The sequence below is a fragment of the Ruminococcus sp. FC2018 genome, assembly GCF_000621805.1.
In the GTDB taxonomy this organism is placed as follows: Bacteria; Bacillota; Clostridia; order Oscillospirales; family Ruminococcaceae; genus Hominimerdicola.
The window spans coordinates 1-19755 of sequence record NZ_JHXH01000017.1 but is presented as its reverse complement, the minus strand read 5'-3'; the positions used below and the strand labels follow the sequence as shown (position 1 = coordinate 19755).

Genomic DNA, 19755 nt, shown 5'->3' with positions numbered 1-19755 from the left:
CTATGAGTAATGCACGTGAGATAGTAGTAAAAATGCTCACAAAAACAGAAAAGGATAACTCCTATTCTAATATTTTGCTTTCTGATGCACTTAAAAAGTATGATCTTTCTTCACAGGATAAGAAATTTGCGTCTGCATTGTTCTATGGTGTGCTGGAAAGGAAGCTTACACTTGATGAGATTATTTCTGATCTTTCAAAGAATTCTTCTCAGAAGCTTAACATTGATCTGAGAAATACTATTCGCTGTGGTCTTTATCAGCTGCTTTACATGGATTCTGTTCCTGATAACGCTGCTGTGGATGAAAGCGTTAAGCTTGCTAAAAAGAATAAAAATCCTGCTGTAAGCGGTTTTGTCAATGCAATTCTCAGAGAGTTTCTCCGTAAAGGAAAGAAACTGCCTAAGGGTAGGGATCGTATAGACGGTCTTTGTATCGAGTATTCATGTCCTAAATGGCTTGTCCGAAAATGGATGAGTGAATATGGAGAGGTTGTGTGCCTGCAAATGCTTGAAACGTCTTTAGGCAAAGCTCCGGATACTGTCAGGATCAATACAGTTGGCAGGTCGGTGGATGACGTTCTAAGGGCGTTTTCCGACGAGGGCATTTCCTTTGAAAGATCACCGCATATACCTGAAGCTGTTGATCTTTGTTACTCGGGCAGTGTTGAATATACGCAGGCATATAAGCAAGGTCTGATACACGTGCAGGATATTGCAAGTCAGCTTTGTGTGGCTGCTGTGGATCCTATGGAGGGAGAAACGGTCCTGGATCTTTGCGCCGCCCCCGGAGGCAAGTCGTTTACTATCGCCGAAAAGATGAATAATACCGGAAAAGTTTATTCATGTGATCTTCACGATAATAGAGTTAGGCTAATAAACTCCGGTGCTCAAAGATTGGGACTTTCCTGTATATGCGCATTAAAAAATGATGCAAAAGTTTTTTCCGACAGTCTTCCGATGGCGGACAGAGTTTTGTGTGATGTTCCTTGCTCGGGACTTGGCGTAATACGCCGTAAACCTGAGATAAAATATAAGGATCCCAATGACTTTCAAAGACTTCCGCAGATACAGTATGATATACTTAAAGTTTCTTGCGGATATGTTAAGATGGGTGGTATACTTGTGTATTCGACCTGCACTTTGTCAAGGGATGAAAATGACAAAGTAGTTGATCGTTTTCTGCGTGAGAACCCGGATTTTGAAAGTAGTCCGCTTGGGGACGCTTTTGGTGACGATAAAAATAAAACCCGTATAACTCTTACACCGGGCAAGTATAATTCTGATGGATTTTTTGTAGCTAAGTTCAGAAGGATAAGGTGATAAATTGGTCATCTTTGATGAAAATGGAAAAATAGATATTCTTGCGCTGCTTCCGGGGGAACTTGAAGAGCAGATTCTGTTGCTTGGAGAAAAGAAATTCAGAGCCGGACAGATATTTAGTTGGCTGCACGTAAAACATGTGGACAGCTTTTCCGAAATGACTGATATATCTGCACAATTACGCAGTAAGCTTGAGGATTCATTTTGTATAAAATCACTATTTGAGGTAAAAAGGCTTGAATCTTGTACCGATAATACTGTAAAATATTTATATGAGCTTTCTGACGGAAATCACATTGAATCTGTGCTCATGGAATACGAACACGGAAACACTATTTGTGTATCTACACAGGTGGGTTGTAAGATGGGATGCAGGTTCTGTGCTTCTACCATAGCGGGGTACAAGAGAGACCTTACTTCCTCCGAAATTCTCAGACAGATCTACATGACCCAGAAGCTTAGCGGAAGAAAGATCAACGGCGCTGTGCTTATGGGGATCGGTGAACCGCTGGATAATTTTGACAACGTGGTCAATTTCTTGAACATAATATCATGCAGTCAGGGAATGAATATGTCGCTGCGCCATGTGTCTGTATCGACTTGCGGTATTGTTCCAAGGATCTATGAGCTTGCAAAGCTGAAACTTGGTATAACTCTTTCTATATCACTTCATTCGACAAATAATAAGTCAAGAAGTGAAATAATGCCCATAAATGATAAGTATGATATAAATGAGCTTATAAAGGCGTGCAAAGAATATTTTAAAACAACGGGAAGGCGCATATCCTTTGAATATGCCCTTATAGACGGTCATAACGACAGCAGGAAAGATGCGCTTGAGCTTTATGAACTCTTAAAAGGGTTTGTGTGTCATATCAATATAATTCCCGTAAACAAGATCAAGGAACGTGACTATCATTCTGACAGAAAGGCTGCTTACAGATTTCAGAAGTATCTTGAGGAGCTTGGTATGAATGCAACTGTCAGACGTACTCTTGGAGCTGATATAGATGCAGCCTGCGGACAGCTTCGCAGAGAGTATGAGATATGATTAAGATAATAAAATGAAAAAACGTTAGTGAAAGGTGGTGAATTGCTTGTTCTTATCTTATAAAACCGATATCGGAATGAAGAGAAGTGAAAATCAGGACCGTGTATATGCTGAATTCCTTGATGACAATGCTTCTATTTCGGTTGTATGTGACGGTATGGGAGGTGCCTCATCCGGAGGTGTGGCAAGTCAGCTTGCCATTGATTCATTTATCAGCCGTATCAAGGAAAATTTCAGAAAGGATATGTCTGAAAACTCCATAAGGAATATGATGCTTACATCTGTTCATTTTGCAAATACGGTGGTTTATGAAAACAGTAAGGCTGATATTGAGAAAAACGGAATGGGAACGACAATTGTTTCCGCCCTTGTTGTTGATAAAAAAGTCTATATCGTCAGCGTTGGCGACAGCAGAGCTTATATTATGAATAAAGATGGTATCAAGCAGATCACTACGGATCACACTTATGTTGAAATGCTATATCGAAACGGTCAGATCACTGCCGAGGAAAAAGAGACCCATGAGCTTCGCAATGTTATCACAAGGGCTATCGGTGTAGAGGCAGACGTTGATGTTGATTATTTTGAGCTTGAAGAATATGGTAACTTTACAGTTTTTCTCTGTTCCGACGGCTTGTCAAAGTATTGCGACAGTGAATTGATCTACAATACTGTTTTTGAGAAGAACCTGGATCAGGCAGCTGCAAAGCTGATAGGTTACTCAAACGACAGCGGAGGAAAGGATAATATAACAGTTGCTATTGTTGCAAATTAGTAAGAATTAGAACATAAACAAGAAAATAGGAGTGGAAAAAATGGATTCTAATATCGGTAAGAAGCTTGACGGCAGATATGAGATAACAGAGCTTATCGGTGTTGGCGGAATGGCTGATGTATATAAAGCTGTTGACGTCATGGAGGACCGTGAGGTAGCTGTCAAGATACTTAAACCTGAATTTGCGGAAAATGAGGAGTTTCTCAGAAGATTCAGAAATGAAAGCAAGGCTATTGCTGTCCTTTCTCATCCGAACATCGTTAAGATCTATGATGTAGGTTTTTCCGATGAGATACAGTACATAGTTATGGAGTATATTGACGGCATAACCCTTAAGGAGTTTATTGAACAGCAGGGTGTGTTGAAATGGAAGGATGCTCTTCATTTTGTTACTCAGATCCTCAGGGCACTTCAGCATGCACATGATAAGGGTATTGTTCACCGTGATATCAAGCCTCAGAACATTATGCTCTTTACCGATGGTACCATCAAGGTCATGGATTTTGGTATTGCAAGGTTTTCTCGTATAGACGGCAAAACTCTTTCGGATAAGACTATAGGTTCTGTTCACTATATTTCGCCGGAACAGGCAAGAGGTGATCTTACCGATGAAAGATCAGATATCTACTCGGTAGGTGCTTTGCTCTACGAGATGCTTACCGGACATAAGCCTTTTGACGGAGATAATCCTGTAGCTATTGCCCTTAAGCATATGCAGGACGATCTTGTTCTTCCAAGAGATATAATGCCTTCTGTTCCGGAAGCACTGGAAGAAATAGTTGTTCATGCCATGGAAAAGGAACCGAATAACAGATATCAGTCTGCCGCTGATATGATCAGAGATATTGATACATTCAAGCTCAATCAGTCTGTTGTCTTCGGTTATAAGAACGGTGCAGCACCAGTCAGCAACGAACTGTATAAAAACGACAACTATTATGACGATAATTACTACGATGATTATGACGATGAGTATTATGACGACGATGAGGACGATGATGAGGATGATGTTCCTCAGAAGAAACGCTCTTATATAGTTCCTATACTTCTTGCTGTAACGGTTGCTGTAGTAATAATGGCTTCAGTTATCGTATGTATAACCGTTTTCAAATCATTTGGCGGTTCTAACGGAATGCACACAAGCTCCGTTGAGATACCAAACTTTGTTGGAATGAGTATTGTTGATGTTGAACAGCAGTGGAAGGATAAACTGCAGTTTGAGATAACAAATGAGAACAACAGCGAGTACGATGCCGGGATCATCTTCTGGCAGTCAGATACACCGGGCAAGACTGTTAAAGAAGGATACACCTGTACTTTGAAAGTAAGTAAAGGTAAACAGATGACAACTGTACCGGAAGAGAAAAACAAGACTAAAGAGGTCGCTGAAAGTGAACTCAAAGCAGCGGGATTTGTTGTATCCCTCACAAGTGAGTATAATGACGATGTACCTAAGGGCTATGTAACAAAGACAGAGCCTGCGGGTGGTTCTGAATACCATGTTGGCGGAACTATCAAGATATTTGTAAGTGACGGTCCGTTCAATACTCAGGTAAAGGTTCCAAAGGTAGTTGGTCTTACCCGTGAAAAGGCAGAAGCCCTGCTTAAAGAGAATAAGCTTAATGCTGTAGTTAAGGAAGTTGGACACGAAGGCGATAAGGGCATGGTTATTGCTCAGAGCGTAGATGCGGATGAAAGAGTAAATAGAGGCTCTGACATCGTGATCAGCGTATCCAAGGGTGAAGTAGATGAGTCTACTCTCACGCTCAGACTTCCTATACCAAGCGGTGCTGAGGGCTCTTATTCTGTAATTGTTTATAACAATGCAAGAATCGTAGGAACAACAACAATGGATAAGGCTGAAACAGTTGCAGGATCGTATTTCGAGCTTTCTGTAAAGGGCAAGAAGACTCAGTCGTTTACAATTCATGTAAGAAACAGCCAGACAGGTAAAACTGCATCTCCTTATATTGTCTATAATGTTGACTTTGACAAGAAGACAGCCAATATAATTTCCGGTCCGTTTACCGATAAGTTCCTTGAGATAACCCCGACTACCACAAAGGAAACTACAAAACAGACCGAAAACACTGAGACAAAGAAAACGGAAGATACCACCAAAAATACCGATAGCACCGAAAAAAAGCCTGATGAAAACGGTGGCGGAGAATAATATCAGTATATGAATGGATTGATAATCAAAGCAATCGGAGGCCTCTACACAGTGGAAGCCTCCGACGGCATTTATGAATGTAAAGCACGGGGGATATTCCGCAAAAAAGGTATTTCCCCTTGCTGCGGCGATAAGGTTGAGTTTACTGTGGAAAACATGGGTTATGGTCTTATAGAAGAGATACTTCCCAGAAGATCCGAGATAATCAGACCGCCTATGGCAAACCTTGATGTTCTTGTTTTTGTTTCCTCGGTATGTGAGCCAAAACCAAATCTTTTTCTGCTGGACCGGTTTATTGCTGTTGCCGAGTATAAAGGAATTGTTCCTGTTGTTGTGTTCACCAAGATAGATAAACAGGATAGCTCTGCTTTTTCAGCAATTTACAGAAATGCTTGTATAGATGTATTTGAGGTGAACAACATCAGTTCTGAAGGAAGCGGTGAACTGAAATCTTATCTTGAAGGGAAGCTGTCCGCTTTTACAGGAAATACGGGTGTTGGCAAGTCTTCACTTATGAATTGTATTTTCCCCGATCTAAAACTGGCTACAAATGAGATAAGCGATAAGCTCGGCAGAGGAAAGCATACTACCCGCCATGTGCAGCTCTATAAGCTTGAAAATGGGGGATATATTGCCGATACCCCCGGTTTTTCATCTTTTGATACTAATAGGTATGATATCATTTATAAAGAAAAACTTGCCGATTGCTTCTGCGAATTCAAGCCGTTTAAGGATAAATGCCGATTTCCCGATTGCAGTCATACCAAAGAAAAAGGATGCGCTGTTATTGAAGCAGTGGATAACGGACAGATCGAGCAGTCGAGATATGATAGCTACGTAAAGATGTATGATAATGCCAAGCTTTTAAAGGAGTGGGCGCATAAGAATGTGTGACTGTATTATTTTTGCAGGCGCTGAATTGAATGTCAGTAATTTTGATGTTGGATCTGTGAATGACAAGTTTGTAATATGCGCTGATAAAGGCGTTTTGCACGCTCATGAGCTTGGGATAGAGCCTGACCTTATCGTAGGCGATTTTGATTCGTTGGGATATAAACCTGACAATGAATGTGAGATCATAAGTTTTAAACCTGAAAAAGACGATACAGACCTTATGATAGCGATAAAAGAAGCTATTAAGCGTGGAAAAAAACAAATTATGATCTATGGTGCCCTTGGCGGTCGTCTCGATCATACCATAGGTAATATACAGGCATTGGCTTATGCTGTTGAAAACTGTGCATCTGCAAGTCTTATCAGTGACAGCGACATCGCAGCAATATATGCCCCCGGTGAGTATGAAATAAGCAATAAGCAAGGCTTTTCGCTTTCTCTTTTCAGTTATTCGGAAAATGTCTGTGGTATAAATCTTTCAGGAGTAAAATATCCTCTTGAAAACGGATGTATCACAAATTCTTTTCCAATAGGTGTATCCAATGAAATTACAGGAGAAACTGCCAAAATCAGCTTTGAAAAAGGGCTTCTTCTTGTGGTTATGTCACGTTTGTAACCCATAATGGTGATTGTGAATAATATGGTATTAAGCGTGCATGCTTTTCATTATATTAAGAACGGAGGCATTACTTATGAAGGTCGTTGTGGTAAAAAGCCCTAAGATCGTTTCTGGAATTCTAAGGTTGATTTTTAAAATAAAGAAAGAAGAAAGTACATGAATCAGAATCCGCAGGTTTTCCTGCGGATTTTTGCTATTGCAAAATTTGTCGGGATATGTTATAATTGATGAGTAATTATTAAATGCTTTACGGTGAGTGATATGGATTATAAATTTGACATTGATTACTGGGGCGGACAGTTCTCTGTTCCATGCAGCGTTGTAACTGAATACCTGAAGACCAGCGACGGTGATTATGTCAAGGTTTTGTTATGTATACTTGCCGCTCCTGTAAGGACTGTTTCTTCTGAATATATATCTCAGATCTCAGGAGTTGACATAAATGTGGTTGAGGATGCTGTTATCCATTGGACAAGCCTTGGTGTTATAAAAGCCGAAGGGATCAATAGCAGTGCCGGTTCAGTGATTTCACCGGATTCAACAAATTATATCCCCCACAATGACGTTTTATCCAACGGAGCTGGTAAAAAATCTGATGTTTTAAATAAGACTGATAAAATAATCACTATAAAATATACTCAGAAAGAGCTTCTTGAAAAAGCAAATACTGATCCTGATCTTAAAAAACTATTTGATGAGATCCAGAGCTTTCTTAAAAAGACCCTTAACGGCACTGAGCTTGCAAGGCTTGTGGAGGTCTATGAGCTTTACAATTTTGACGTTCCCACAATACTTATCACTGCCGAATATCTCAGACTTGTAGGTAAATGTACAGTAAATTATCTTTCTTCCGTTCTCAGAGATTGGAGTGAAAGAGAGATAACCTCGTATAGCGATGTTGAACGGGAGATAAACAGACTTACTGAGTTTTATGACTATGAGAATATGGTTCGCAGATGCTTTGAAATGTCGTATAAGCTTACTAAGAATCAAAAAGCATATGCCGAAAAATGGCAGTCAATGGGTATCGGAGAGCCTTTACTTGAGATAGCCAAAGAAAAATGTCTTGACGGAACCTCCGGTAAACTCAATTTCGGATATATAGATAAGATAATTATTGAGTGGAATAAAAACGGTGTAAAAACGCCTAAAGATGTTGAAACTGTTGATGAAAAATTCAGAAACAGTAAGAAAAAGTTTGTCGGCAGCGATAAGGACAATTCATACAGTGTGGATAAAGTTGAGAATATGATCAAGAATTTCTCTTCCGAAGGAGGGGACAATAAGAAATGAAATACACTGAACAAGCATTTTTGAAAGCTGATGCTGTACTTTCTGACAGACGTAAAACCGCCGAATTGCAGCAACAAAAAAGATTTGATGAGGTAAGTAAGATCTCTCACGAGCTGATTGAAGTTGACAGAAAGATAAAAAGTCTGAATTTTGAGCTTTTGAAGGCTATTTCCAACAGGACCGCAGGCGTAAGTGCAAAGGATGCCGTTATGAAAATCAAGGAAAATAACCTTCAAGCGCACAAAAAGAAGGAAGATATACTAAAAAGCATCGGGTATCCTCCGGATTATCTTGAGCCTGTATATCAGTGTTCAAAATGTATGGATACCGGCGAAGTTGACGGACACAGGTGTGAATGCTTTACAAGGCTTCTGGAGGAGTTTACTTTTGAAGAACGTTCAAAAGACTGTGAATTTGAACTTCATGATTTCAGTGAGTTCAAAATGGATTTTTACCCGAAACATAATAGTGAGGGTGATCCATACGACCAGATGAGCAAGATCTATCAGAAGTGTTTGTCTTATGTAAACGATTTTGACTGTCGCAGTAATTCTTTGCTTTTTATTGGCAATACCGGACTTGGCAAGACTTTTATGTGCTCTTGTATAGCTAAATCGGTGCTTCAGAAAGGATATACCGTTGTATTCAGATCTATACTGAAAGTAATGGAGGATATTCTGGCTGAACACTTTGGTAAAAGAACAGGGAATACCCTTGAAGATCTGAAAGATGCCGATCTGCTTATTCTTGATGATCTTGGCTCTGAATTCAGCGATCAGTCAGATCCTATGCTGTACCAGATATTAAATGACAGAATAAACCTGCATAAACCAATGATCATTACTACTAACATGTCAGCACAGCAGATAAATTCCAGATATAATGAGCGGATCTTTTCAAGACTTTTCGGCGAGTTTAAGGTTCTGCCGTTTATAGGCAATGATATCCGTTTTGAAAAAAAATAAAAAGACAGGTCTATTGCACCTGTCTTTTTTGCTGTCAGCAGATTTTCTCCAGCTTTTCACGAATCCCGTTTATTATTCTTTTTTCAAGCCTGGATATATAGGACTGTGATATCCCTACTTTTTCAGCAACCTGTTTTTGAGTCATTTCATGTCCGTTGACTAATCCGAAGCGCATCTCCATGATCTGACGTTCTCGTTCGTCCAGTTTGTTTATCTCTTGTCTGAGGATCTGCTTTTCTGTTTCCATTTCTATGCCTTTGTTTACTACATCGTCATCTGTTCCGAGAATATCCGATAACAATAGCTCGTTACCGTCCCAGTCTATATTCAGCGGTTCATCAATGGATATATCGTTTTTATGCTGCGATGCTTTTCTAAGAAACATAAGTATCTCATTTTCAATACACCTTGAGGCATATGTTGCAAGTTTTATGTTTTTATCCGGGCAGAATGTTTTTACCGCTTTTATAAGCCCGATCGTTCCAATTGATACCAGGTCTTCTATACCAACACCTGTCGATTCAAACTTCTTTGCTATGTAGACAACAAGCCTGAGATTATGTATAATTAAGAGCTCTCGTGCTTTCTTTTCATCGGTCTTTAATAATTCAAAAGTCTTTTGTTCTTCTTCCTTTGATAACGGCGGAGGCAGCTGGTCTGCACCGTTTATGTAGTCAACCCTGTTTTCTGTTCCAAGAATATAGTTGATAAGCCTTTCTATCCTGCCTGTAAACCATCCTATACAATTCATGATACCATCCCCTTATTCCAAAATTTGCGGATTAAATATAGCTTGTGACCTTTTTCCGTTTGATCTTGTTATCCCTACGCAGCAGTTCAGATCATAGTAAGTATCTTCGCTGCCTGAAATACTTACATTACCGCTGTATGTAACGGCGATCAGTCCGCTTCCGTTTATAGTTTCAAAGGGAAGCATTCTGAATTTGCCGCTTTTTATTGTTTCAACAGAGTCAAGAGAGTAGTGCTCGTATAGATCGTCACAATATATAATAACAACGGCTACTCCTGTGAAGCTGTCATAAAGCCTGTTGCCGGTGTCGCACACAGCAGGCAGGGAAAGCTTGTAATCTCCGCATCTGTATTCAGCAGTATATTTATCGTTATGCTCAATATGTCTTTTTATAAGATCCGCTGCAGTCAGTATAATATACATAATTATGACCGAGATAGTTATCTTTAAAATTGAAATGTTAAAGTAAATGGTGTAATTGCGTATGTAGATTATTTTTGTATCGGAAAACTCCCATAAAATAAGTACCAAAGCAATGTAAACAAGGTTTGATACAAAGAATAATAATGTATTTCTGATAAAGAACCTTTTGTTTTTAAATCTGAATGCAATAAGTGTTATAAAAGGAAAGCTCAATGCCTTTGTTATCGTTACCGTCAGAGCTAAAAAATAGTTCGTTCCAGGCACTATTATAAGAAGCGATACCAGTCCTCCCACCGAGCTTGCAAGAAAAGCTCGTCTGTTTTCCACAAGTGTATGACCTATCCTTGCTGTGGCTTCAAGACAGATAAGTGTGACGACAGTATTGGTTATTATTAAAACGTCCAGATATATCTTCATGTTATTTTTTCCTTTGCGTTTTGTTTATTTTAATTATAAAATAAGCCCAAAGAGAAAAAAGTCACAAAAGCACAAAAAAATATCCGACCACGTTAGTGTGATCGGATATATTTTTTATAATCAGTCTGCAAAGAAAACAGAAAAAGCTTTATAAGCCATAAATGTGTCTATTTTGGAAGTGATCTCAAAAGGAGCGTGCATTGAAAGAACAGGAACACCAACATCTATTACTTCCATATCAAGGTTAGCAATGTACTGAGCTACTGTTCCGCCGCCGCCTGCATCTACCTTTCCAAGTTCTCCGGTTTGCCAGATAACTTTGTTCTTATCAAACAGAGCTCTTACTCTGCCCACAAATTCAGCAGACGCATCGGAAGTTCCGGACTTACCCCTTGAGCCTGTAAATTTTGTAGCACAAACTCCATAATTGATCTGGCAGGCATTCCTGAATTCGTATCCTTCCGGGAATGTAGGGTCAAAAGCAGCGTTTACATCAGCGGACAAACATTCGGAAGCTGAAATAACGTGTCGTCCTTCAAATCCGAAAGCTTGTGCCAGATCGCAGATAAAGTATTTAAGATATGATGAATTAAGTCCTGTATTTCCGTCCGAACCGGTCTCTTCCTTATCAGTCAGACAGGTCAGACAAGTCTTATCAGGATCTTTACAATCAAGAATTGCTCTCAGAGCTGTGTATGCGCAAACTCTGTCATCCTGACCGTATGCGCCCACCAGACTTCTGTCAAATCCTACATCACTTGCCTTGAAAGCAGGAACCGCCTCCAGCTCCGCAGAAATGAAATCATCCTCCACAATGCCATACTTATCATTTAAAATGGACATTATATTGAGTTTCACTTTGTTAGACACCTTGTCGTCCTTAAAAGGTCTTGAACCTATGAGAATGTTAAGCTCTTCGCCCTTAATGCCCTGAGCCAGATTCCTTTTCATCTGTTCCGAAGCAAGGTGGGGGAGTATATCTGTGATACAGAACACAGGATCATTTTTGTCTTCTCCGATGTTGACCGGTACAGATTCACCGTTACCCTTTATAATAACGCCGTGAAGGGAAAGAGGAACAGTTGTCCACTGATATTTTTTAATTCCACCGTAATAGTGAGTCTTGAACAGGCAAAGCTCCTTGTCCTCATACAGAGGATTCTGCTTCATATCAAGTCTTGGTGAGTCTATGTGAGCAGCAGCAAGTCTGATACCCTTGTCAATGCTTTCTTTTCCCATTACTCCCAGAATAATAGCTTTACCCCTGTTTACATAGTAAAATTTTTCACCGGGTTTATATTTCTTTCCCTGAACAAACTCCTTGAATCCCGCCTTTTTAGCAAGTCTGACCGATTCCGCAACAGCCTCACGCTCTATCTTGGCATCGTCAAGAAACTGTTTGTATCCTTCGCAAAAAGTGTCAGCCTCTTTGATCTCCTTTTCGGTCATTCTTAAAACTGCATTCTTTTTTTGTGAAAGAAGTTTTTTGCTCAAAGCCTCTCCTTTGGATTTTTTCTCTGTTGGCATAAGTTACCCTCCTGTTTCTATTAGTTTTTAATTATCTTTTTTTCTTTAAGAACTTCTTTGTAACGTGAATATGCTTTTGTGATCCTTCTTACATATTCTGCGGTCATATCGTTTTCCTTCGGGATGTCCTCTATCCTGAATGCGCCTTTTTTGACAATTCCTTTTTCAAGCCAGCCATCCACTGCGCCAAAACCGCCGTGGTAAGCAGCTGCCGTCAGTTCAATAGAATTATCGTATCTTTGCATCAGAAAACTTAAGAAATATGTTCCGTACTGGATATTTGTCTGCGGATCATACATTGAGTCAAATGTAATATCCCTATTGTCATTCATATGGAATTTCAGCCAGTTGAATGCTTCGGGCATGATCTGCATCAGTCCTCGTGCCCCTACATCTGAAGTTGCCTTGGGATCAAATCCGCTTTCGGTTTTGATTATAGAAAAAATAAGGACCGGATCCACGTTATATTCTTTAGAATATTTTAAAACAAACTCTTCGTAATCGGTAGGATATGTAAACGAGCTTGGTAGCAGATCCTCAGCTTTTTTTACGATCTTTTTCCAGTTGAGTGCTATAATTATCGCAGCTGTTACAAGAATAAGCAAAAATACGATTATAGCTATCCAGACTGCTTTATGCGAAGATCTCTTCTTTTTACGTCTTCTTTTCTTTGCCATTTATGTCTTCCTTTATTATTCTGATTACTTTAAGTGCATCACTGACGGTATCACTGAGCTTACCGTTATTATAAATCACATAGTCACAGTTTTTCTTAAAAAAGTCACAGCTGAGCTGACTTGCAAATCTTTTTTTTGCAAGCTCTTTGTCTATTTTGTCTCTTAAAGTTATTCTGTCCAGCATTTTCTCAAAATCTGCAACCACAGCTATCTTTACAAAGCATAGCTTATCCGTTCCGGACTCAAAAAGCGTAGGTGCATCAAGTAGAATAAACTCTGATGTTGTGGATAGTTCATCTATTTTGTCCATTATAAGCTGTGTAATAAAAGGATATACTATATCATCAAACTTTTTCAGCATATTTTTATCGGAAAAAATAATCTTTGATATTGCCTTTCTGTCCAAAGACAGCTTTTCGTCAAAGCATCCGGGAAAGACCTGCGCAAGCTTTTTATTGCATTCGCTGCCGTCCTGTGTACATATCTTTGCGATCTCATCACAGTTGATAACCGAAAACCCATTTTCTTCAAAAATACGAGAAACGGTTGTTTTGCCTGCGCCGCTCTGACCTGTCAGACCAATTACATGGCTCATTATAATTTCACCACCTGAAATGCCGCTGCCCTTAATAGTCTGTTATACACCGCAAGTCCAATGCCATCTTTATTCGGACACCTTGCAAAGACTTTTTTTGCTCCTATATTGTCAAGTTCTCTTAGTGTATCAAAGAGAAGATGCGCCTGCTCGCTGTCACTGCTTCCATAGCATATCGTTTTGAAACCAAGATCCTCACAGTCATCCGTCTTAAAAACCATGCAAACAGTATCCTTATCAGCGTGCTCTTTTACGTATGTCCTGTAAGCTCCAAGACTGCTGTCGATGATCGTTATATCTGCCTTAGGCGCATAGTGCTTGTATTTCATGCCGGGGGAGCGAGCGACAGCACCATTTTCAAGCTTTCCCAGCACACCTTTATCAATTATTACGTCAGGAGTGATCTCCTTTAGATCTTCAGCCGAAATAAAACCCGGTCTGAGTATTCTTATTGCATCCTTTTCAAATGAAATAACAGTAGATTCAACACCTACAGCCGAAAAACCGCCGTCAACGATCGCAGGTATCCTGCCGTTCATATCATTAAAAACGTGACCTGCCGTCGTTGGAGAAGGACTGCCTGAGAGATTTGCTGATGGTGCGGCAATAGGGAAGCCACACTTATTTATTATAGCTCTTGCAACTTTATGGCTTGGCATTCTTATTCCAACCGAATCAAGTCCGCCGCTTGTTATTTCCGGAACAGCGTCACTTTTTGGCATTATCATAGTAAGAGGTCCCGGCCAGAACTCTTCTGCACATTTATAAGCAAGCTCAGGAATTTCTGTAACAAGCGGCTCTATCATATCAAAGCGTGATATATGAACAATAAGAGGATTATCCGCAGGTCTGCCTTTAGCGGCAAATATCTTGCGCACTGCATTCTCGTTCATAGCATCAGCACCAAGTCCGTAAACCGTTTCGGTAGGCATACCAACTACTTCGCCGCTTTTGAGCAAGTTGACCGCTTCATTTATCGAGCTTTCATCAGCAGAAAGGATCTTTGTTTCAAACATTCTTATCTTCCTTTGTTAAAGCACATATTTCATATTGTGATACTTAGATGCTGCATCCTTAAAGCCGACTTTCTTATACAGACCATACCCGTCTTCTGTCGCTTTCAGTTCGACAAAATCAAGCTCCATCATCCTTGCATCATCAAGCATCATTTCCATTAGTTTTTTGGCATACCCTTTGTGCCTGTGTTCAGGCTTAGTATATACATTAAGGATCGTTCCTGTTTTTCCGTTCAGAAAGTCCGGATTTGCAGGTTTTTCCGTTACAAGCAGGAAACAGCAGCTGACTATCTCACTGTCTGTTCTGCAAATATAAACGAACAAGTCGTTATTGAGATGTTTTTTATAATAATCGGGCAGGGAAGAGGTGATACGCTCTTTCTCTTCTTCGGTAAGATTCCCGTGATCCTCTGTCAGATATGCTATTCTGAGATCTGTCAGCTGATCTATATACTCAAGATCGGCTTTTTCTGTTATCATAGTTATCTCCTTTTTTATTCGCTCTGCTGGCTTGCGAGTTTTGCAGCCTGATCTGCGGTTGCAAGAGCATCTATGACTTCATCAAGGTTTCCGTTGAGGACTTGTTCAAGTCTGTAAATGGTAAGTCCGATACGGTGATCGGAAATTCTGCCTTCAGGGTAGTTGTAAGTTCTTATTCTTTCAGATCTGTCACCTGTGCCGACCTGTGAACGCCTGTTTGATGCTATCTCGTTTTCCTGGGCTCTTACCTTTTCATCCAGCAGTTTTGATTTAAGCATTTTAAGGGCTTTTTCACGATTTTGAAACTGGGAACGCTCGTTCTGACATTCAACAACAGTGCCTGTAGGAATGTGTATAAGTCTGACCGCAGATGAAGTTTTGTTTATATGTTGTCCGCCTGCACCTGAAGAGCGAAAAACCTCCATTTTAATATCACGCTCCTCATTGATCTCAAGCTCAACATCTTCAGCTTCCGGCAAAACTGCAACTGTGGCAGTTGAAGTGTGTACACGACCCTGAGATTCAGTTTCCGGAACTCTCTGAACTCGGTGAACACCACTTTCGTATTTAAAACGGGAATATGCACCATCGCCGGAAACCATAAAGGTTATTTCCTTAAAACCTCCAAGCTCTGTTTCGTTTTCACTCATTACCTCAGTCTGCCAGCCTTTTGATGTAGCATACATGGAATACATACGATACAGAGCTGCCGCAAAAAGAGCAGCTTCCTCACCGCCTGCACCGCCTCGAATCTCAATAATAACATTCTTTTCGTCGTTTGGATCTTTGGGGAGAAGCAACAATTTAAGCTCATCTTCAAGAGAGGGGAGCTGCTGTTTTGCTTCATCAAACTGCATCTGGACCAGTTCTTTGAATTCCTTGTCCAAACCGCCTTGATCCAGCAAATCTGACGCTTCATCATATGAAGATTTGACGGATTTGTATTCGTTCAGCTTATTGATAATAGGTTCAAGCTGTTTATATTCCTTCATCAGTGCAGCGTACTGCGAATTATCATTTACTACCTCAGGCTGCATCAGTTTTTCATTTATCTCGTTGAATTTATCCTCAATAGCTTTTAATTTTTCAAACATTGCTATTCCTCCGTAATTAAAAAGTTAAAATGCTTGAAATCAGCTATGATTCAGCCTCTCTTATAATTTTCTTGACATTTTTCTCCGCCTTGCTGCGAGGTACCATAAACTCACGCTGGCACTTTGTACATCTGAGTTTAAAATCCATTCCGGATCTGAGCACAAGCATCTGATTATTACCACACGGGTGGTTTTTCTTCATAACGAGAATATCTCCTTTTATGATATCCATTTTGCTCAGCTCCTTTTCAGAATTATATTGATATTATACCACTTTTTTGTATTCAATGCAACATATCTTACTAAAAAAACAGGGGCAGTTGTCCTGCCCCTACAATTATTCATTATCCATATATAGTTTTCTTCAAATCGGCAGTATACTTATCAAAGTCTATACCTAAAACATACATACCATTAATAACAAGGTTTGTTACAGAGTCAAGATTAGGAATCGACAACTGTATACGTTCATAAGTCAAATAATCAGAAGCATTAAGTATCAATGAGAATATCTGACCTTTTTCAAGATTTGTGGTAATGTTGGGTAGTACCCTCTCCAGAAAATCATTTTTCTCAGATAGGCTCATATTTTGAGCTTTTTTGAACAACTGCTCCATAACAGTTCTTTGTCTCTCAGTACGTGCGAAATCAGTGCCAATTGCTCTTATTCTAGCATATGCAAGAGCATGAATGCCATCCAAGGTTTGTAAACCAGCTTTCTTGATATCTTTGCTGCTGTCAACTGTTTGACCGAGAAGTTTATATTCTTCAATTGAATTAAGATTAACGTGATATACTTCTTCTTCAGTAACGTTTACTTCAACTCCGCCCAACGCATCGATTGCATCTATAAACGAATAGAAATTAACTCTTACATATTTATCAATACGAATATGGAAATTATCCTCAAGAGTCTGTATCAGCAGTTTAGGACCACCGAATGCATAAGCTGCATTAAGTCTGTTTTGTCCGACATTGGGGATCTCAACCCAAGTATCACGCAGGAAAGATGTCATTATTATTTTCTTAGTATTCTTGTTGATCGAAACAAGGATCATACTGTCTGATCGACCGAGTTCTTCATTTGAACGACCGTCACAGCCGATAAGGAGTATGTTAAGAACATTATCGTCGCTGGTAAGTTCCTTAGCACCGGCTTCCAGATTTCTTCTTACAGCCTCTTCAAGTGCTTTTTTATCCTCCTCGGGGGATTCAGCTCTGGATGATGCTAAGTCTTCTGAGTCTACAGGGATAGATGAAAGAAGTTCTACACTTTCATCATCAGAAACTATATTCATCATATTGATGTATCTATAGACAATAAAAATAATAACTCCGGCAACTAACAGTAAAGCGGCAATAATTATACTTGAAATAATAATTGCCTTTTTCTTCTTTGTCCACTTACCATCAACATTATTTCTCTGCGGAGGCCTGTTTGCGGCAGCTCCTTGTGGACGAGGTCTGCGCTGACCGTTTGGACGAGGAACTCTTTCGCCATCCGGTCTTACAGGTCTTTGGCGTTTTTGTCCGTTTCCGTCAGGTCTGTTTTCACCGCTTGGGCGAGGTCTGCGCTGTCCATCAGTACGTGGAACTCTTTCGCCTTCAGGTCTGACCGGTCTGTCTCCCTGCTGGGGTCTTGGACGTCTGTGTCCATTGGGATTAGGTCTTCTTTCACCATTAGGACGAGGTCTGCGATTTGTATTTGGATTTGGTCTGTTAGCTATATCAGTATCGCCTGAATTCGACGATGCGTTATTCGCAGTGTTATCGGGGATTATACCATCATTGCTTGGTGTATTATCAAAAATGTTTTCATCTCTGTCCATGTGGATTACACTCCTCCATTTTTGTCTTAATATTTTTACACACAGATATATTATAACTATTTTAGACGAAAAAATCAACTAATTTATAGAGAAATATACATTTTTCTTACCATAATTGTATGATTACACAATATCTTGTGGTAATATCAACGCAAAATTATTGAAAAACAGAAATATTTTTTCTCTTGCTTGACTAAAATTTAAAAAAATGTTATTATTCTAATGTATTTTGAAGGATTTTAAGTATTATCAGGATGTAAAAATTGTTATTGATTGCGAGGAATTTATATGAAAAAACCTTTTGTAACAAAAGAACAGATCGTGGAAATAACAAAGGATTTCCCGACTCCATTTCACATTTATGATGAAAAGGGAATAAGAGAAAACGCAAGAAATCTCTACAAGGCTTTTAGCTGGAATAAAGGTTTTAAGGAATACTTTGCTGTCAAGGCAACCCCGAATCCATACATTCTGAAGATCCTTAAAGAGGAAGGCTGCGGTGTAGACTGTTCATCACTGACCGAGCTTATGCTGAGTGAGTGCTGTGGTTTCAGCGGCAGTGAGATAATGTTCTCTTCAAATGTTACACCGGATGAGGATTATCTCAAAGCAAGAGAATTGGGAGCGTATATAAATCTTGATGATTTTACCCACATAGAATACCTTGATAAGCTTTGCGGCATTCCGGAAACAGTGTGCTGCAGATATAATCCGGGCGGGAAATTTGAGATTGCAAATCAGATAATGGATAATCCGGGCGATGCTAAATACGGATTTACTCACGATCAGATAATTGAAGGATTCAAACTTCTTAAACAAAAAGGAGCCAAATATTTCGGTATCCATGCCTTTTTAGCTTCCAACACAGTTTCAAACGACTACTACCCTGAACTTGCACGCATTCTTTTTACACTTGCTGTTGAGATAAAAGAAAAGTCCGGTGTAGAGTTCAAGTTTATAAATCTTTCCGGCGGTGTTGGTATTACATATGAGCCGGGTAAACCGGAAAATGATATTTTTGCTATCGGTGAAGGTGTTCACAAGGCGTTTGATGAAATACTTGTTCCTGCAGGAATGGGTGATGTAGCTATTTTTACCGAATTGGGCAGATATATGCTTGCTCCATACGGGCATCTTATCACCACCGTTAAGCATTTTAAGCATATCTATAAAGAATATGTAGGCGTTGACGCTTGTGCTTGCAACCTTATGAGACCTGCAATGTACGGCGCTTATCATCATATTACGGTACTGGGAAAAGAAAACGAGCCTTGTGACTATAAATATGATGTTACAGGGGGGCTTTGCGAAAATAACGATAAGTTTGCCATTGACAGAATGCTTCCAAAGATCGAGATAGGAGATATCCTTGTTATTCATGACACAGGTGCTCATGGCTTCTCAATGGGTTACAATTATAACGGAAAGCTTCGTTCGGCAGAGATCCTTCTGAAGGAGGACGGAACTGCTCAGCTTATCAGGCGTGCAGAAACTCCTGCTGATTATTTTGCAACATTTGATTTCAGCCATATAGTGGATAAATACCTGAATAAGTGATATATGTACCGGACCGCAGTTGTGAACTGACCCCAAAAAGTTAGACAAACTTTTTAAAGAAAAAATATGCAAAGCGACTAAGAGAGATCTTGGTCGCTTTTGTCATGCGGCAGCGAATTTGTATTCAATAGGTGACATACCGTTAAGTTTAAGCTTTATGCGTTTTGTATTGTACCACTCTATGTAAGCATGAAGCTCGGATATGAAGTGTTCTATTGATGTGAATTCTTGTAAATACAGCAATTCTGTCTTGAGTAATCCGAAGAAGTTTTCTGCACAGGCATTATCAAGACAGTTGCC

The 19755-nt window shown here is 39.7% G+C and carries 20 protein-coding genes; 9 read left to right on the top strand and 11 right to left on the bottom strand.

The annotated features are described in order from the left end of the window. Positions 1-2: 2 nt before the first annotated feature. The 8 genes from rsmB (at position 3) to T494_RS0110395 (ending at position 9089) form a co-directional block, all read left to right on the top strand. A complete protein-coding gene (gene rsmB, locus T494_RS0110435) occupies positions 3-1319 on the top strand; it encodes a 16S rRNA (cytosine(967)-C(5))-methyltransferase RsmB (protein ID WP_028506247.1) in 1317 nt (438 codons plus the stop codon). 4 nt (positions 1320-1323) lie between these two features. Continuing rightward, entirely contained in the window at positions 1324-2370 is a 1047-nt protein-coding gene (gene rlmN / locus T494_RS0110430) for a 23S rRNA (adenine(2503)-C(2))-methyltransferase RlmN (RefSeq protein ID WP_028506246.1), read from the top strand. A 34-nt stretch (positions 2371-2404) separates the two neighbouring features. Beyond that, on the top strand, positions 2405-3145 hold the full coding sequence (locus T494_RS0110425) for a Stp1/IreP family PP2C-type Ser/Thr phosphatase (protein WP_347490895.1): 741 nt from the start codon (positions 2405-2407) through the stop codon (positions 3143-3145). Positions 3146-3185: 40 nt separating this feature from the next. Continuing rightward, positions 3186-5318, top strand: coding sequence for a Stk1 family PASTA domain-containing Ser/Thr kinase (pknB, locus tag T494_RS13005; protein WP_051540362.1), 2133 nt, complete (start codon positions 3186-3188; stop codon positions 5316-5318). A 9-nt stretch (positions 5319-5327) separates the two neighbouring features. Then, positions 5328-6212, top strand: a complete 885-nt coding sequence (gene rsgA, locus T494_RS0110415; RefSeq protein WP_028506244.1) for a ribosome small subunit-dependent GTPase A — start codon at positions 5328-5330, stop codon at positions 6210-6212. Further along, complete coding sequence (locus T494_RS0110410) at positions 6205-6828, top strand: thiamine diphosphokinase (RefSeq protein ID WP_028506243.1); 624 nt, start codon at positions 6205-6207, stop codon at positions 6826-6828. The genes rsgA and T494_RS0110410 overlap by 8 nt, the downstream gene beginning before the upstream one ends. Before the next feature lie 264 nt (positions 6829-7092). Continuing rightward, positions 7093-8124, top strand: coding sequence for a DnaD domain protein (locus T494_RS0110400; protein WP_028506242.1), 1032 nt, complete (start codon positions 7093-7095; stop codon positions 8122-8124). Next, positions 8121-9089 (top strand): ATP-binding protein, encoded by a 969-nt coding sequence (locus T494_RS0110395; RefSeq protein ID WP_028506241.1) that lies wholly within the window; start codon positions 8121-8123, stop codon positions 9087-9089. Before T494_RS0110400 ends, T494_RS0110395 begins: the two co-directional genes overlap by 4 nt. 34 nt (positions 9090-9123) lie before the next feature. Here T494_RS0110395 and sigE read toward each other — a convergent pair whose 3' ends face one another. The 10 genes from sigE to T494_RS13525 form a co-directional block, all read right to left on the bottom strand. Continuing rightward, a complete protein-coding gene (gene sigE, locus T494_RS0110390; RefSeq protein WP_051540360.1) occupies positions 9124-9840 on the bottom strand; it encodes an RNA polymerase sporulation sigma factor SigE in 717 nt (238 codons plus the stop codon). 12 nt (positions 9841-9852) lie between these two features. Next, complete coding sequence (locus T494_RS0110385; protein ID WP_028506239.1) at positions 9853-10680, bottom strand: sigma-E processing peptidase SpoIIGA; 828 nt, start codon at positions 10678-10680, stop codon at positions 9853-9855. A 120-nt stretch (positions 10681-10800) separates the two neighbouring features. Continuing rightward, positions 10801-12207 carry an aminopeptidase gene (locus tag T494_RS0110380; protein WP_028506238.1) on the bottom strand — a complete coding sequence of 469 codons (1407 nt, stop codon included), beginning with the start codon at positions 12205-12207 and terminating at the stop codon, positions 10801-10803. 20 nt (positions 12208-12227) lie between these two features. Then, positions 12228-12884, bottom strand: a complete 657-nt coding sequence (locus tag T494_RS0110375; protein WP_028506237.1) for a lytic transglycosylase domain-containing protein — start codon at positions 12882-12884, stop codon at positions 12228-12230. Further along, positions 12862-13479, bottom strand: coding sequence for a dephospho-CoA kinase (gene coaE, locus T494_RS13000; protein ID WP_051540358.1), 618 nt, complete (start codon positions 13477-13479; stop codon positions 12862-12864). Before coaE ends, T494_RS0110375 begins: the two co-directional genes overlap by 23 nt. Beyond that, a complete protein-coding gene (locus T494_RS0110365; RefSeq protein ID WP_028506236.1) occupies positions 13479-14495 on the bottom strand; it encodes an L-threonylcarbamoyladenylate synthase in 1017 nt (338 codons plus the stop codon). The genes coaE and T494_RS0110365 overlap by 1 nt, the downstream gene beginning before the upstream one ends. Positions 14496-14510: 15 nt before the next feature. Next, positions 14511-14975: a GNAT family N-acetyltransferase gene (locus T494_RS0110360; protein WP_051540356.1), complete on the bottom strand. Its 465-nt coding sequence runs from the start codon at positions 14973-14975 to the stop codon at positions 14511-14513. Positions 14976-14989: 14 nt separating this feature from the next. After that, positions 14990-16069 (bottom strand): peptide chain release factor 1, encoded by a 1080-nt coding sequence (gene prfA, locus T494_RS0110355; protein ID WP_028506234.1) that lies wholly within the window; start codon positions 16067-16069, stop codon positions 14990-14992. Positions 16070-16112: 43 nt separating this feature from the next. Then, a complete protein-coding gene (locus tag T494_RS0110350; protein WP_028506233.1) occupies positions 16113-16301 on the bottom strand; it encodes a DUF951 domain-containing protein in 189 nt (62 codons plus the stop codon). A 112-nt stretch (positions 16302-16413) separates the two neighbouring features. Next, positions 16414-17898, bottom strand: coding sequence for an LCP family protein (locus T494_RS13525; protein ID WP_051540354.1), 1485 nt, complete (start codon positions 17896-17898; stop codon positions 16414-16416). A 288-nt stretch (positions 17899-18186) separates the two neighbouring features. On the opposite strand from T494_RS13525, the gene T494_RS0110340 reads away from it, so the two are divergent. After that, positions 18187-19455: a diaminopimelate decarboxylase gene (locus T494_RS0110340; RefSeq protein WP_028506232.1), complete on the top strand. Its 1269-nt coding sequence runs from the start codon at positions 18187-18189 to the stop codon at positions 19453-19455. 102 nt (positions 19456-19557) lie between these two features. On the opposite strand, the gene T494_RS0110335 is transcribed toward T494_RS0110340, so the two are convergent. After that, positions 19558-19755, bottom strand: a 198-nt coding sequence (locus T494_RS0110335; RefSeq protein WP_028506231.1) for an IS3 family transposase, incomplete at its 5' end; no start/stop codon positions are given.